Here is a 14,305-nt window from a genome sequence, read left to right as displayed (position 1 = left end):
TCCACGCCTCCAACTAGAACATTATGGGAACAAATAAGCAGTTTGATCGAGCCTATGCAACCCTGAATCACGGGACGGGAGAGATTTATTTCTGTGGGCCTCAACGACTATCCATTGCAATCCGGCCGCCGATCAACTCTCATCCGAGATGGGGAGGAATGGTGCATGTTCGCCGAGACGCAACGCCTGAAAAGTCCGACGGGCGCGACGATAGCCTATCATCACACGCCAGCGTCTGGCACAGCGCGCGGCATCCTCCTGGTATCCCATGGCCTTGCCGAGCATTCGCGCCGTTACGAGGCCTTCTCGGACGCGATGGCCTCGCATGGCTTTCATGTCTATGCCCATGATCACCGCGGTCACGGCGAAACCATCGCCAGCGATGCTCCAATCGGCCGCTTCGCGCGCAGAAACGGCGTCGAGCACGTGATGGCGGATGTTCTGGCCGTGCGCGAACGCGCCGCCGCGGCTCATCCCGGTCTGCCGATCATCCTGTTCGGTCACTCCATGGGCGGCCTCATCAGCCTCAACACCGCCGTTTCCTATCCCGACAAGTTCGACGCCGTCACTGTCTGGAATTCCAACTTCAATCCCGGCCTTGCCGGCCGCGCCGCCCAGCTTATCCTGAAGACGGAGCGCATGTTCAAGGGCTCGGATGTGCCAAGCGGGCCGCTGCCGAAACTGACCTTCGGTGCTTGGGGAAAATCCATCCCAATCCACCGCACCGAGTTCGACTGGCTATCGCGCGTACCCGAGCAGGTTGACAAGTACATTGCCGACCCTCTCTGCGGCTTCGATGCCTCCGTCTCGCTGTGGCTGGATATATTCGAACTGAGTTTTCGCGCGCCGCAAAAAGCCTATCTCGACCGGTTGAAGCGCGATATGCCGATCCATCTGGTCGGAGGCGGCAGGGATCCGGCAACGGAGAATGGAAAAGCGATTTCCTGGCTGTCAAACCATTTGAAGCGCGCAGGCTTCTCGCATGTTACGACCACCATCCATCCAGACATGCGGCACGAAACGCTGAACGAAATCGGCGCCGATCAAGTCATATCAGACTTTGCCGGTTGGTGCGGAAAAATAGTGATAAAGAATTGATAATAAAAGGAATATCCCAATGAATGCCAATGGCGGTTCCTCGCTGCGCTTGCCGCAGTCGGAGCTGACTTTCGGTCTAGCGATGATGTTCATCTCCGTCATCTTCTCGCCGATCATCGATATCTTCTCCAAGCTTGCAGCAGTCACCGTCCCGCCAGCCGAAGTCACGGCCGCACGCTTCATCCTGCAGGCGTTTTTTGCCCTGCCGATCATGGCCATGCGGGGACAATGGGGCGTCTGGTCATGGCGTCGCAGCGGCGTGCATGCCATCCGTGCCGGCGTACTGACGCTATCCATGGTCTCGTTCGTGACCACCCTTCAGGTCATGGAGGTCGCCGATGCCATTGCCATCTTTTTCGTCGAGCCGATCATCCTGACCGTCCTCAGCAGCATCTTTCTGAAGGAGACCATCGGCTGGCGGCGCTACACCGCCTGCGCGGTGGGATTTTTCGGCGCGATGCTGATTATCCAGCCGAGCTTTCAGGAAGTCGGCTTCGTCGCTCTGCTGCCTGTCGTCGCCGCTTTCTGCATCGCAGTCTATGTGATGATCACTCGCGTCGTCTCTCACAGCGAGGACGCGTCCTCGATGCAGTTCCAGACCGGAATATGGGGCATCGTTTTCAGCCTTATCCTGCTTGCCATCGGCCGGGCGACCGGCGTTGCGATCCTCGGTTCGGTCGTCCCGGACCTGACGGCCGCGCTCTACCTGCTCGGCGTCGGCATCAGCGCGGCCATTACCGGCATTCTCACGGTATATGCCTATCGCGCCGCGCCTGCCTCCATGCTGGCGCCTCTGCAATATTTCGAAATCGTCTCGGCGACGATCTTCGGATGGCTCGTCTTCGACAATTTTCCGGATGCGATCAAATGGCTCGGCATCCTCATCATCATCGGCTCGGGGCTCTACATTCTCTGGCGCGAGCGGCGCTTTGCTTCCAAGCCGGTATCCGATACATCTGAAACAGCATTCACGCCGTAAGCGAGAGAGCGGATCGACATGACAGAACAAAAGACCAAGAAACCTCCACTTTTCGGTATCCGCGTCATCGAGCTTGCCCGCGTGCTCGCCGGCCCCTGGGCCGGGCAGATGCTGGCCGACCTCGGCGCCGGTGTGATCAAGGTGGAAAATCCCGATGGCGGCGACGATACGCGCCAATGGGGGCCTCCTTTCGTCGAAGGCAAGGACGGTGAAAACCTCTCCGCCGCCTACTATCACTCGGCAAACCGTGGCAAGCGCTCCATCGTCGCCGATCTCAAGACGGAAGAAGGACAGGAGCTGGTGCGCCGGCTGGTGAAGACCGCCGACGTGGTGATCGAGAACTTCAAGCTCGGCGGCCTCGTCAAATACGGGCTGGACTACGAGAGCCTGAAGAAGGTCAATCCCCGCATCGTCTATTGCTCCATCACCGGCTTCGGACAGACCGGTCCCTATGCCGGCCTCGCGGGCTACGACTATATCGTCCAGGGCATGTCCGGCTTCATGTCGATCACCGGCGAGCCGGACGGCCAGCCGGTGAAGGCAGGCGTTGCGATCGCCGATATCTTCACCGGCATCTATGCCGTCTCGGCGATAGAGGCGGCGCTGATCCATGCCCTGAAGTCCGGCGAAGGCCAGCTTGTCGATATGGCGCTGCTCGATGTGCAATCAGCCGTGCTCGCCAATCAGAACATGAACTATCTGATCTCGGGTAAGCCGCCCGTGCGGCTCGGCAACGCCCATCCCAATATCTCGCCCTACGAAGTCGTTCCGACGGCAGACGGCTATCTCATTCTCGCCGTCGGCAATGACGGGCAGTTCCGCCGCCTGTGCACCATTCTCGGCCTCAATGCGCAAGCCGACGACGAGCGCTATGCCACCAACAAGGCCCGCGTCCTCAACCGCAACGAGGTCCGGGCATTCATATCGGCAAAGACGTTGACCTGGAACAAGGCCGGCCTGCTGAAGGCCTGCGAGGACAATGCCGTGCCTGCCGGCGCCATCAACACGATCGAGGATATGTTCGCCGACCCGCAGATCAAGGCGCGGGGCCTGCGCATCGATCTTGAGGACGCTGCGGGCACCATGATCCCAAGCGTCCGCACGCCGATCGTCCTGTCGGAGACACCGTTGACTTATACGCGGCCAAGTCCGCGCCTTGGGGAGCATCAGGAGGAGGTTCTTGCCGAATTGGCGGAACTGGAGGGAAAGGCAAGGATATGAAACGAACGGGCGGCCAACTCATCGTCGAGGCTTTGAAGGCAAATGGCGTCAAGCGCATTTCCTGCGTGCCGGGTGAGAGCTTTCTTGCGGTGCTCGATGCGCTGCACGATAGCGACATCAACATACTCGTCTGCCGTCAGGAGGGTGGTGCGGCGATGATGGCGGATGCCTGGGGCCGGCTGACCGGCGAGCCGGGCATCTGCATGGTGACCCGCGGCCCCGGAGCCACCAACGCATCGGCCGGCCTGCACATTGCCCGGCAGGACTCGATCCCGATGATCCTGTTCATCGGCCAGGTCCAGCGCGATGCCCGCGAGCGCGAGGCGTTCCAGGAGGTGGAATTCCGCCGGGCACTGACCGAATACGCGAAATGGGTCGGCGAGATCGACGATGCTGCCCGCATCCCGGAATTCGTCACCCGCGCCTTCGCGGTCGCGACCTCGGGACGTCCCGGCCCCGTCGTGCTGACGCTGCCGGAAGACATGCTGCGCGACGAAGTCGAAGCGCCGGAAGCCAAGCCCTATACGCCTGTCGCCGCTCACCCCGGTCGCAGCGAGCTTGCCGATCTTCAGCGGCGCCTCGCTGCCGCAGAGCGCCCGATGATCATTCTGGGAGGCACACGCTGGAATGACGAAGCCGTTGCCGGCATCCGGCAATTCGCAGAGCGCTTCAACCTACCCGTCAGCTGCTCCTTCCGCCGTCAGATGCTGTTCGACCATCTTCATCCGAGCTATGCGGGCGACGTCGGCATCGGCATCAATCCGGCACTGGCAAAGGAAATCAAGGAATCCGATCTGCTGATCCTGCTCGGCGGTCGCCTCTCCGAGATGCCTTCCTCCGGCTATACGCTGGTCGATATCCCCTACCCGCGCCAGCAGCTCGTCCATGTCTATCCCGATCCGTCGGAGCTGGGCCGCGTCTATCGTCCGGATCTGGCGATCTGTGCCAGCCCCACCGATTTCGTCGCCGCCCTTGCTGATCTGGAGGCTCCGGGCAAAGCCCGTTGGGCAGAGCGGACCGAGCACATGCACGCGGCCTATCTCGCCTGGTCAACGACGCCGGAGAAAAGCCCTGGCTCGGTTCACATGGGTCGCATCATGGATTGGATCGAAGCCAATACGGCGGCCGATACGATCTTCACCAACGGCGCCGGCAACTACGCGACGTGGCTGCACCGCTTCCACCGTTTCCGCCGCTTCGAAACCCAGGCAGCGCCGGCTTCGGGATCAATGGGGTATGGCCTGCCGGCAGCAGTTGCCGCCAAGCAGCTGTTTCCGGAACGGGAAGTCATCTGCTTTGCCGGCGACGGCTGCTTCATGATGCACGGGCAGGAATTCGCAACCGCCGTCCAATACGGCCTGCCGCTCATCACGCTGGTCATCAACAACGGCATGTACGGCACGATTCGCATGCATCAGGAGCGGGATTATCCCGGCCGTGTCAGTGGCACGGAACTCAGGAATCCGGATTTTGCAGCGCTTGCTCGCGCCTATGGCGGTCACGGAGAGACAGTAAAGGCGACGGAAGACTTCGCCCCGGCCTTCGAGCGTGCCCGCGCCAGCGGCAAGCCAGCCATCATAGAGATTGCACTCGATCCGGAAGCGATCACGCCTTCACGCACTTTGACGGAAATCGCCCAAACGAAAGGCCGGTGAGCGCAAGCTCCCCGGCCTTCCAAACACATTGTGCGCTGACTTAGTCGACCGCGGCGGTCACGATGAACTCGACCTTGTACTTCGGCGCAGCGAGCTTGGCTTCGCTGGTTGCGCGAGCAGGCGTGTTGGCCGGATCAACCCAGGCTTCCCAGGCAGCGTTCATTTCTGCGAAATCGGAAATGTCTGCGAGGTAGATGAGCGTCTGGAGGACCTTCGACTTGTTGGTGCCGGCCGCTGCGAGCAGGCGGTCAACTTCGGCCAGCGCCGACTTGCACTGATCCGTAACGCTCGCGCCTTCGCCGACCTGGCCAGCGAGATAAACGGTGTTACCGTGAATGACCGCGCCGCTCATGCGGGCGCCGACGTCGATACGCTTGATGCTCATGGCTTTCTCCTGATGTTGTTTTGACAGGTAAAAGGGGCGAGGCACTTGGCTCACCCCGCAATCTCAAGGGCTGCAAGAGCCGCTCGGCCGCGTCGGCTTAGCCGCGAATATGATGGGTCTTCTGATAGATCGCCGTTGAACGGGCGCCGGACCGGCAATAGCCGAGCATCGGGCGCGGAAATTCGTCGAGCGCATCGACCATGCCCTGCACGGCCTCTTCTGTGACGCCCATCGGGCCGACGGGCACGTGGGTGATCTCAAGGCCCAGCTCCTTGGCGCGTGCCTCGATCACGCCAAACGGTGTCTGGTCCGGGCTTTCACCGTCCGGACGATGGCATACGATAGACTTGAAACCCATGGCCTTGATCTGGTCGAGATCGCCTACGCTAATCTGGCCGGATACCGAATACTCATCGTCGATCGGGCGGATATCCATGGTTCATGTCCTCTCTAAAACCGTGGCATTGATCTACGCCGCCCGGCATCCAGCGTCAACCGCCACGCGCGCTCAAACGAAGGCAAAGTTGAGCATGAAGTTGCGGGCTTCACCGGGCTGAAGAATATTGAATTCACCCGCCTCTTGAAGCTCCGCACGCGAGACCCAGCGGTGTGAAACCGGCTCGATGCCGAGCACGTTCGCCGGCTCTTGCTGATTGCGCCAGACCTGCAGGAAAGGCAGGGTTTCCGCGCCAAAGCGCACCCTTAGAGACTTCCCGCCGATAGCAGCGACAGGTCCAAGGCTGACCTGTGCCCAATCCTGTTCCTTCTCCCGCGCAGGCACGCAGAAAATATCACCACCCTCTTTGCCGAATGCCCAGGGTAAGCTCCCATCTTCAAGCATCTGCCCGGTAAGGCGGGTACCGTCATCGAACCATTTGCCGCCGATATTCATGTGGTACATCAGGAAAACCGGCATCGCCTCGCCGCTGGTGTTGATGACGCGGTCAACCAGGGAAACCTCGCCGGTCGAACCGTCGATCCGCCAATGGCGCTCCAGCCTCGCCGCCCGTCCCTCGGCGGTGACAACATTGATATCAGCACGGCACTCCGCATTGCCATTCTCAAATTTGGTCCAGAGAACTTTGGCCGGATTGGAGGAGAACGAACCATGCAGCGGATAGCGCTTGCCCTCGAAAGCACCCGTCATCGGCTGCGGATGGCGGATATGATCCGGTCCACAGGTGAAAAGGAAACCCTCGAGCGAATGGTCGACGCGGGGATCGCCGTCATCGGGAATGGCGCGTCCGGGAGCAAGATCATTTCCGTCTACGATGCAAGCACCGATATCCAGAACCGAAGTCTCATCAAGTGCAAGTCTCGGCCCTTTTGCCGCGGCAAAATCTATCATTCCTAGGAATCCCCCCTGATCGGTCCTGCGCGCGAACGTTGCTCCATAATGGGACGCGCCGCAAATAAATGGTGATTTACCTTACCGAATGTTAACTTGAACCCTTGATCACACAAATTTTTATATTTTATTCAGCATGATAATCTAAATATCCATACTGGCGTCAAATTTGCCATGTGTGTGTCAGCCGAACGACTACCCGAGGATTCGACAGACGTGAACCGGTTCGTAAGATTGAGTTTTGTCCTGGCAATGACAGCCAGCGTGTCTGTGCTCGCGCTCACCGACGCGCAGGCGCAGTATTATCGCAGCGGCAACCGCGGCACGGTTCTGGTTACACCCGACGGGCAAATACTTGAGCAGTATCCCTACGGGAGCGGATACTCGATGGCCCGCGACGGACGCGGGCGGCGAGTGCTGGTCGATGCCTATGGCAACGTTGTCGCCACCGAAATGAAGGCGAGCACCTATTACCCCCGTGCGCCGGCTCGCGATGCCTACAATAACAATGGAAACGGGAACGGCGGTCGCTACGGCGATACGCAGCTTTCCAACAGTGGCGGCTATCGTGACTATCGCCAATATCGCAACGATGGCTATGGTCGCTACGATCCGCAGGATCAGGATGTCGTGACCGGCGCCATCCCGCGCGATGGCGATATACAGAGCCAGCCGCTTGACAATCAACCGATGCCGGACCGGAGCCAGGGTCAGATCAATCCGAGCGGCAACGACTATGCTTCGATCGACCCGCAGCAGGCGACGCCGGATATCATCCGCAAACCGGCGGCAGAGCCGGTCATCACGCTCAAGGGCAAGTCAAAGATGGAAATCACCGCGCTCGAGGTCTTCCTCGCGCGGCAAGGCATTTCGCCGGGCGCCATCGACGGCCGTATGGGGGCAAATGTCACGAAGGCGATCTACGCCTATCAGCAGATGACGGGACAGACGCTCGACCCCAACAATACCGATGCGATCCTCGAGCAGCTGCGCATGTCCGGCGGCATGCCGATCGTCAATTATACGATCACCGCAGCCGACGCAGCAGGCCCCTATGTTGCATCGATCCCCGAGGATTATGCCGCGAAAGCCCAGATGCCGTCGCTCGGCTATACCTCGACGACCGAAATGCTGGCAGAGCGCTTTCATATGGATGAGGGCTATCTGAAGGCACTCAATCCAGGCGTCGATTTCACTATACCCGGCAACACCATCAAGGTCGTCAATACCGGCCCCAGCAAGACCGGCTCGGTCGCAAAGATCCTTGCGGATAAGGGGCGCAAGCAGGTTTTCGCCTATGATGCCAACGGCACGCTGATCGCCGCCTACCCGGCCAGTATCGGCTCTGCCGACACGCCTTCGCCGTCAGGCACGGTGACTGTCGAGCGCGTCGCCTTCAATCCAGGCTACACATACAATCCAAAAATCAACTTCCAACAAGCCGGAAACGACAAGGTTCTCAACATCCCGCCTGGTCCGAACGGTCCGGTTGGAACGGTATGGATGGCCCTGTCGAAACCAACCTACGGTATCCACGGTACGCCTGATCCCTCCAGAATCGGCAAGACGCAGAGCCATGGCTGTGTGCGTCTCACAAACTGGGATGCGACAGAGCTGGCAAAGATGGTCAAGCCCGGGGTGGTCGTGGAATTCGTCGACTGATCGCCAGACAAGGCTGAACGAAAAAGCCGCCGGGCTCACCCGGCGGCTTTTTTGTTGTCCAGAAGCGCTCGACGCACCGCAACTTTCGTCCGGCGCGTCAAGACATTCCGCAATGCCTCAGAAGCAGTCGCGGAAAAGAACCTTCGTGTTTTCCAGCGTCATCGGTACCGGATTGCCACCGGCGCTCGGGTCTTCGATTGCCATGGCAGAAAGCTCGTCGATGCGGTCGGGCGTGATGCCCATGGCCGAGAGGCTTTCCGGAACGCCGAGTTCGGCGCGCAGCTGCAGCACGTAATCGTAGAAGCCGTCGAAGCCGCCAGCGATGCCGAGGTAAGCTGCCGCACGGGCAATCTTCTCCTCAATGGCCTTGCGGTTGAAGCGCAGGACCGCCGGCATGACGACGGCATTGGTCATGCCGTGGTGCGTGTTGTACACGGCGCCGATCGGATGCGAGAGCGCGTGAATGGCGCCAAGACCCTTCTGGAAGGCGACAGCGCCCATGGCAGCCGCGCTCATCATGTTGGCGCGGGCTTCGAGATCCGTTCCCTCGCGATAGGCGCGCGGCAGGAATTCCTTGACCAGGCGCATGCCTTCCAGCGCGATGCCGGCCGACATCGGGTGGTAGAAGGGCGAAGAATAGGCTTCCAGGCAATGGGCAAACGCGTCCATACCCGTGCCGGCAGTGATGACTTTCGGCATGCCGACGGTCAGCTCCGGATCGGCGATGACGACGCCCGGCAGGAACTTCGGATGGAAGATGATCTTCTTCACATGCGTCGCGGAATTGGTGATAACGCTGGCGCGGCCGACTTCCGAACCGGTGCCGGCGGTCGTCGGCACGGCGACGATCGGCGCGATGCCTTCGACGCTGGCGCGGGTCCACCAGTCGCCAATATCTTCGAAATCCCATACCGGCCGGGTCTGGCCGGCCATGAACGCAACGCATTTGCCAAGGTCGAGACCGGAGCCGCCACCGAAAGCGACGACGCCATCGTGACCGCCATCCTTGAATGCCTTCACGCCGGCTTCGAGGTTCTTCTCGTTCGGGTTCGGATCGACATCGGCGAAGATCGCGCGGCCGAGACCTGCCTCTTCCAGAATATCCAGGGCCGTCTTGGTGATCGCCATCGAGGCGAGTCCCCGGTCGGTGACCAGGAGCGGCTTCTTCATGCCCAGGCTTTTGCAGGCGTCCGCCAGTTCCTTGATACGGCCGCGGCCGAGCTTGAAGGCGTTCGGATAGCTCCAATTGGCTGAGATGTTGCTCATGCTGTTACTTTCTTCAGGTGATAGGATTTCGGGCGCGTCAGATTGTGGAAGCCGATGATCGACAGCGAACCGCCGCGACCGGTTTCCTTGACGCCGGTCCAGCACAGTGCCGGATCGAGATAGTCGGCGCGGTTCATGAAGACGGTGCCGGTTTCGATCTCGCGACCGATGCGCGAGGCGCGCTCGACATCCTTGGTCCAGAGCGAAGCAGTCAGACCGTAGGGGCTGTCGTTCATCAGCTCCAGCGCTTCAGCGTCCGACTTCACCTTCATGATGCCGACGGCCGGGCCGAAAGTTTCTTCGCGCATGAAGGCCATCGAATGATCGACATTCACGAGAATCTGCGGCGCAAGATAAGCGCCGCCGTCGTCGGCCGGGAACAGCTTCGGGTCGACCAGTGCCTTCGCACCCTTGGCGACCGCATCGGCGATCTGATCGCGCACGACCTTGGCGAAACGCTTATGCGCCATCGGACCGAGCGATGTCTCGGGATCGAGTGGATTGCCGAGCTTGTAGTTCGAAACCCAGGCGACCGACTTTTCGACAAAGCTGTCGTAAAGCGATTCATGCACATAGATGCGCTCGATGCCGCAGCAGCACTGACCGGAATTGAAGGTGGCGCCATCCATCAGCGTGTCGACGGCGGCGTCGAGATCTGCGTCCTCCATGACATAGCCCGGATCCTTGCCGCCGAGCTCCAGCCCGAGGCTGGTAAAGGTGCCGGCAGCGGCACGCTCGATCGACCGGCCGCCTTCGACAGAACCGGTGAAATTGACGAAGTTGAAGCTGCCGGCGGCAATCAGCGCCGATGTCGTATCGTGGTCAAAGAAGACATTCTGGAAGACGTCGGCAGGAACACCCGCTTCGACAAAAGCCTGAACGAGCCGCTCGCCGACGAGGAGCGTCTGGCTTGCGTGTTTGAGAATGACGGTATTGCCGGCCATTAGGGCCGGAGCAACCGTGTTGATCGCCGTCATATAAGGATAGTTCCAGGGAGCGATGACGAAGACGACGCCATGCGGTTCGCGCTCGATACGGCGGGCAAAATTGGCGCTGTCTTCCACGACCAGCGGCGCCATTGCATCGGCAGCGATCGAGGCGACATAGTTCGAGCGCTCGTTGAAGCCGCGATATTCGCCGCCATACTTGATCGGGCGCCCCATCTGCCAGGCAAGCTCCGGCACGACTACATCGGCCATCTCGTTGAGCCGGGCGACACCCTTCAGCACGAGCTGGACACGATCTTCCAATGGGCGGCGCGCCCAATCCTTCTGCGCCTTGCGGGCGCGGGCCACGACTTCCTTGGCGGCTTCCAGCGACAGCGCCGGACGCTCGGCATAAACCTCTCCGTTTACCGGTGAGACGCATTTGATCATCGTCATGATCGAATTCCTGTTTTCTTGGTCATCAAATTGATTGCCGGATGTTGCACAACCTGTGGCCGCATTCAAAGCGGAAATATCAGGCGAGCGGGCCATCCTGACGCCCTGCCCGATCATGAAATGGAAATCGGACAGGGACAGCTTGCAAAAGCCTTACGCTCTTTCGAATCCGCGCGCCACTTCCCAATCGGTGATGCGACGATCATACTCTTCCTGCTCCCATTCGGCAGCACGGGTATAGTGATCGATCACCTCGTCGCCGAAAGCCGCACGCAGCATTTTCGAATTGGTTAGGGCTTCGGTCGCACCACGCAGCGTGCGCGGAATTTCTCGAACCTCGCGTGCGCCATAGGCGTCGCCGACAAAGGGCGCTTCCAGTTCGAGCTTATTCTCGATCCCGTCAATGCCTGCGGCTATCAGCGCCGCAAAAGCAAGATAGGGATTGAGGTCGGAGCCGCCGACGCGGCACTCGATACGGATGCTCTTCGTGTCGGCACCGCACAGACGATAGCCGGCCGTGCGATTATCCGTGCTCCAGATCGCCTTGGTGGGGGCGAAGGTGCCGGCCACGAAGCGCTTGTAGGAATTGATATAGGGCGCCAGGAAGTAGGTAATTTCGCTGGCATGCGTCAGAAGGCCGGCAACGTAGTGCCTCATCATCGGCGTCATGCCATGTTCTTTTTCCTTGTCGAAGAACAGCGGCGTCTTGCCATCGGCGCTCCAGAGCGACTGATGGATATGGGATGAACTGCCGGCAGCGCTGTAATTCCATTTCGCCAGGAAGGTAATGGCCTTGCCCTTCGACCAGGCGATCTCCTTGCAGCCGTTCTTGATGATGGCATGACGGTCGGCCATGGTCAGCGCGTCGGCGTAGCGGACGTTGATTTCCTCCTGGCCTGCAGAAGCCTCGCCCTTGGAGTTTTCGACCGGGATATCGGCGCCCTGCAAACCCTTGCGGATCGCGCGCATCACATCTTCTTCCTTGGTGGTTTGGAAGATGTGGTAATCCTCGTTGTATCCGCTGACGAGATTGAGGTTGCGATAGCCGGCTTCGCGGGCACTGTCGTAGCTCTGATCGAACAGAAAGAATTCGAGCTCCGAAGCCATATAGGCCTTCATGCCCATCGCCTCGAGGCGCTTGACCTGCTTCTTGAGGATAGCCCGCGGCGAATGCGCGACTTCCTCGTGCGTGTGATGGTCGAGCACGTCGCAGAGGACCAGCGCCGTGCCTTCCAGCCACGGAATGCGGCGCAGCGTGGCAAGATCAGGCTTCATGGTATAGTCGCCATAGCCCTTCTCCCAGCTTGTCGACTTGTAACCGGAGACGGTTTCCATCTCGATGTCGGTCGCCTGCAGATAGTTGCAGCTATGCGTTTCCTTCCAGGCGCTCTCGACGAAGAATTCTGCCTGGAAACGTTTGCCCATCAGGCGGCCCTGCATGTCCACCTGGCATGCCAGAACCGTATCGATGCGCCCTTCGGCCACATCCTTCCTGAGGTCATCGAACGTATAGCTTGTGCTCATGATTAATCCGCCTGAAAGATAGAAGAGTGATCGGCTGACAGCTTAATGGGGCGTATAACCCGAAGCCGCGCATCGAGTGGGGGGGCCGCAACAACGGCCCCCGCCGGATTGAAGACGAACGAGGATTATACTTCGCCAACGGCCCGTTCAGCGGCGGCGATATCAGCCTGACGCTTGGCGATGACGTCGCCAATCGGCGGTCCCTGGAAGCGCCGCTGTTCGAAGGCAAACCAAACCACCGCGGTCAGGACCAGGAAGCCGATGGTGATGTAGAGAGCCCATTCGTTCGGCGGCTGCACGCCGATGATGAAGATGATCGCCATAGCAATGATCACCAGAACCGAGACCAGCTTATAGGTACCGATACCCATGTTCCACGGCCCCATTTTCGGCCATTTCGCTGTTCCGATCGCCTTGATGCCGAGGACGATCGGCACAGTGAACGAAAGGAACAGGAAGATGACGGTGCACGACACGACGATGGTGTAGGCCGAAGAGCCGGCGACCGGGACGAGCGAGGCGCCCCAGACGAACAGGACTGCAAGAACCGCGCCCGTCCAGATGGCGACGGAAGGCGTGCGGAACTTGGGGCTGACGCTGGCGAGCGATTTCGAGAACGGCAGGCCGCCGTCGCGCGAGAAAGCATAGATCATGCGCGATGCGGATGTAACGGTCGCAAGGCCGCACAGCAGCTGCGAGATGAAGATCGCGACATAGAGGATATTGGCGACGACAGGGTGGGTGACACTGTTGATCGTCCAGAAGAAGACGTTCCAGCCCTGCTTCGAGGCTTCGTTCATGTCCGGGATCGCCAGGAGGAAGGCCAGTAGCATGATGTAGCCGAACAATGACGACCACCAGACCGAAGATACCATCCCGCGCGGCACCGAGCTGGATGCCTTGACCGTCTCTTCGGACGTATGTGCCGAAGCGTCATATCCGGTGATCGTGTAGATCGGCAGCAACAGCCCCAGAGCAAAGACGTACCAGATATTGTCCATCTTCGGCCAAACCGATGCATCACCCTCCGGCGTGCCGGAGTAGTTGGTGAAGGTCCAGATGCGGCTGATGTCCCAGCTCTTGACGCCGATGAGGCAGACGACGGTCAGCGCGATCGCGGCGGCGAAGATCAGGTAGCCGGACATATCGGTCAGCTTTGCCGTCAGCTTGATGCCGAAATGATTGATCAGCGCCTGCAGGCCGGTGATGATGGCGACGAAGATGATCTGGTTCGCAAAGCCGGCCGAAGTATTGGTATCGACGGCGATGCCGAACCACGGGGCGATGGAGCCGCTGAAGAAGCCCCAGGTCCCGACATTGATCGCGCCAAGCACGGTGATGAGACCGAGCAGGTTGAGCCAGGCCGTCAGCCAGCCGGTGAACCGGTTACCGAGGATCGAGCCCCAGTGATAAAGGCCGCCGGCTGTCGGATAGGCTGAGGAAATCTGCGCCATCGAGAGCGCGAATACACCGGAAATCACGCAGCCGATCGGCCAACCGATGCCGATCGCGGCACCACCGGCACCCGATGTCGCCTGCGCGAGCGAGTTGATACCGCCGGATAGAATGCAGATAATGGAGAAGGAAATGGCGAAATTCGAGAATGAACTCATGCGCCGTTCCAGCTCCTGGGCATAGCCCATGGAGTGCAGGATATGAACATCCTGCTTTTTGTCTAACTCTGTATAATCAGACATGCCATTCCCCCTTAAGCCCGGTCGTCCGCGGGATTGCGGAGAACCATGTGTCACATGAGCCGCCGGCTTTTTGCCGTGCGGCCCTATC

At 60.0% G+C, this 14,305-nt stretch carries 12 protein-coding genes; 5 read left to right on the top strand and 7 right to left on the bottom strand.

Annotation, left to right across the window (positions count from 1 at the left end; genetic code table 11):
* Positions 1 to 165: 165 nt before the first annotated feature.
* Genes GGD46_RS10780 through GGD46_RS10765 form a run of 4 tightly spaced genes read left to right on the top strand, consistent with a single transcriptional unit; the run spans position 166 to position 4,953 of the window.
* The gene (locus GGD46_RS10780) at positions 166 to 1,098 is read left to right on the top strand and encodes an alpha/beta fold hydrolase (RefSeq protein WP_184703770.1); all 933 of its coding nucleotides are present in this window, start codon (positions 166 to 168) and stop codon (positions 1,096 to 1,098) included.
* Positions 1,099 to 1,117: 19 nt separating this feature from the next.
* Positions 1,118 to 2,077, top strand: a complete 960-nt coding sequence (locus GGD46_RS10775; protein ID WP_184703769.1) for a DMT family transporter — start codon at positions 1,118 to 1,120, stop codon at positions 2,075 to 2,077.
* Between the two features lie 18 nt (positions 2,078 to 2,095).
* A complete protein-coding gene (locus GGD46_RS10770) occupies positions 2,096 to 3,298 on the top strand; it encodes a CaiB/BaiF CoA transferase family protein (RefSeq protein WP_184703768.1) in 1,203 nt (400 codons plus the stop codon).
* Complete coding sequence (locus GGD46_RS10765) at positions 3,295 to 4,953, top strand: thiamine pyrophosphate-binding protein (protein ID WP_184703767.1); 1,659 nt, start codon at positions 3,295 to 3,297, stop codon at positions 4,951 to 4,953. Before GGD46_RS10770 ends, GGD46_RS10765 begins: the two co-directional genes overlap by 4 nt.
* Positions 4,954 to 4,993: 40 nt before the next feature.
* Here GGD46_RS10765 and GGD46_RS10760 read toward each other — a convergent pair whose 3' ends face one another.
* The 3 genes from GGD46_RS10760 to GGD46_RS10750 all read right to left on the bottom strand — a co-directional run bounded on the left by GGD46_RS10760 (position 4,994) and on the right by GGD46_RS10750 (position 6,686).
* Complete coding sequence (locus GGD46_RS10760) at positions 4,994 to 5,338, bottom strand: RidA family protein (RefSeq protein WP_184703766.1); 345 nt, start codon at positions 5,336 to 5,338, stop codon at positions 4,994 to 4,996.
* A gap of 97 nt (positions 5,339 to 5,435) precedes the next feature.
* Positions 5,436 to 5,774, bottom strand: a complete 339-nt coding sequence (locus tag GGD46_RS10755) for a TIGR01244 family sulfur transferase (RefSeq protein ID WP_184703765.1) — start codon at positions 5,772 to 5,774, stop codon at positions 5,436 to 5,438.
* A gap of 72 nt (positions 5,775 to 5,846) precedes the next feature.
* The gene (locus GGD46_RS10750) at positions 5,847 to 6,686 is read right to left on the bottom strand and encodes a DUF4432 family protein (RefSeq protein WP_184703764.1); all 840 of its coding nucleotides are present in this window, start codon (positions 6,684 to 6,686) and stop codon (positions 5,847 to 5,849) included.
* Positions 6,687 to 6,902: 216 nt separating this feature from the next.
* Here GGD46_RS10750 and GGD46_RS10745 point away from each other — a divergent pair, with 216 nt between their 5' ends.
* Positions 6,903 to 8,348, top strand: a complete 1,446-nt coding sequence (locus GGD46_RS10745; protein ID WP_184703763.1) for a L,D-transpeptidase — start codon at positions 6,903 to 6,905, stop codon at positions 8,346 to 8,348.
* A 117-nt stretch (positions 8,349 to 8,465) separates the two neighbouring features.
* Here GGD46_RS10745 and GGD46_RS10740 read toward each other — a convergent pair whose 3' ends face one another.
* The 4 genes from GGD46_RS10740 to GGD46_RS10725 all read right to left on the bottom strand — a co-directional run bounded on the left by GGD46_RS10740 (position 8,466) and on the right by GGD46_RS10725 (position 14,217).
* The gene (locus tag GGD46_RS10740) at positions 8,466 to 9,614 is read right to left on the bottom strand and encodes an iron-containing alcohol dehydrogenase (protein WP_184703762.1); all 1,149 of its coding nucleotides are present in this window, start codon (positions 9,612 to 9,614) and stop codon (positions 8,466 to 8,468) included.
* On the bottom strand, positions 9,611 to 10,996 hold the full coding sequence (locus GGD46_RS10735) for an aldehyde dehydrogenase family protein (RefSeq protein WP_184703761.1): 1,386 nt from the start codon (positions 10,994 to 10,996) through the stop codon (positions 9,611 to 9,613). The genes GGD46_RS10740 and GGD46_RS10735 overlap by 4 nt, the downstream gene beginning before the upstream one ends.
* Positions 10,997 to 11,149: 153 nt before the next feature.
* On the bottom strand, positions 11,150 to 12,520 hold the full coding sequence (locus GGD46_RS10730; RefSeq protein ID WP_184703760.1) for a glutamine synthetase family protein: 1,371 nt from the start codon (positions 12,518 to 12,520) through the stop codon (positions 11,150 to 11,152).
* A 125-nt stretch (positions 12,521 to 12,645) separates the two neighbouring features.
* Positions 12,646 to 14,217: an amino acid permease gene (locus tag GGD46_RS10725; RefSeq protein ID WP_184703759.1), complete on the bottom strand. Its 1,572-nt coding sequence runs from the start codon at positions 14,215 to 14,217 to the stop codon at positions 12,646 to 12,648.
* Positions 14,218 to 14,305 lie beyond the last annotated feature (88 nt).

Origin of the sequence: Martinezella lusitana (assembly GCF_014207095.1) — a bacterium.
Classification (GTDB): domain Bacteria; phylum Pseudomonadota; class Alphaproteobacteria; order Rhizobiales; family Rhizobiaceae; genus Rhizobium; species Rhizobium lusitanum_B.
Note: the sequence above shows the minus strand (reverse complement) of the source record. Positions and strands in the feature narration are given on the sequence as shown.

What these genes read in the sequence shown, in the direction of transcription:
- GGD46_RS10730 (WP_184703760.1), bottom strand. Translation starts at nt 12,520, where the DNA reads ATGAGCACAAGCTATACGTTCGATGACCTCAGGAAGGATGTGGCCGAA.
- GGD46_RS10750 (WP_184703764.1), bottom strand. Translation starts at nt 6,686, where the DNA reads ATGATAGATTTTGCCGCGGCAAAAGGGCCGAGACTTGCACTTGATGAG.
- GGD46_RS10755 (WP_184703765.1), bottom strand. Translation starts at nt 5,774, where the DNA reads ATGGATATCCGCCCGATCGACGATGAGTATTCGGTATCCGGCCAGATT.
- GGD46_RS10725 (WP_184703759.1), bottom strand. Translation starts at nt 14,217, where the DNA reads ATGTCTGATTATACAGAGTTAGACAAAAAGCAGGATGTTCATATCCTG.
- GGD46_RS10780 (WP_184703770.1), top strand. Translation starts at nt 166, where the DNA reads ATGTTCGCCGAGACGCAACGCCTGAAAAGTCCGACGGGCGCGACGATA.
- GGD46_RS10765 (WP_184703767.1), top strand. Translation starts at nt 3,295, where the DNA reads ATGAAACGAACGGGCGGCCAACTCATCGTCGAGGCTTTGAAGGCAAAT.
- GGD46_RS10760 (WP_184703766.1), bottom strand. Translation starts at nt 5,338, where the DNA reads ATGAGCATCAAGCGTATCGACGTCGGCGCCCGCATGAGCGGCGCGGTC.
- GGD46_RS10770 (WP_184703768.1), top strand. Translation starts at nt 2,096, where the DNA reads ATGACAGAACAAAAGACCAAGAAACCTCCACTTTTCGGTATCCGCGTC.
- GGD46_RS10740 (WP_184703762.1), bottom strand. Translation starts at nt 9,614, where the DNA reads ATGAGCAACATCTCAGCCAATTGGAGCTATCCGAACGCCTTCAAGCTC.
- GGD46_RS10735 (WP_184703761.1), bottom strand. Translation starts at nt 10,996, where the DNA reads ATGACGATGATCAAATGCGTCTCACCGGTAAACGGAGAGGTTTATGCC.
- GGD46_RS10775 (WP_184703769.1), top strand. Translation starts at nt 1,118, where the DNA reads ATGAATGCCAATGGCGGTTCCTCGCTGCGCTTGCCGCAGTCGGAGCTG.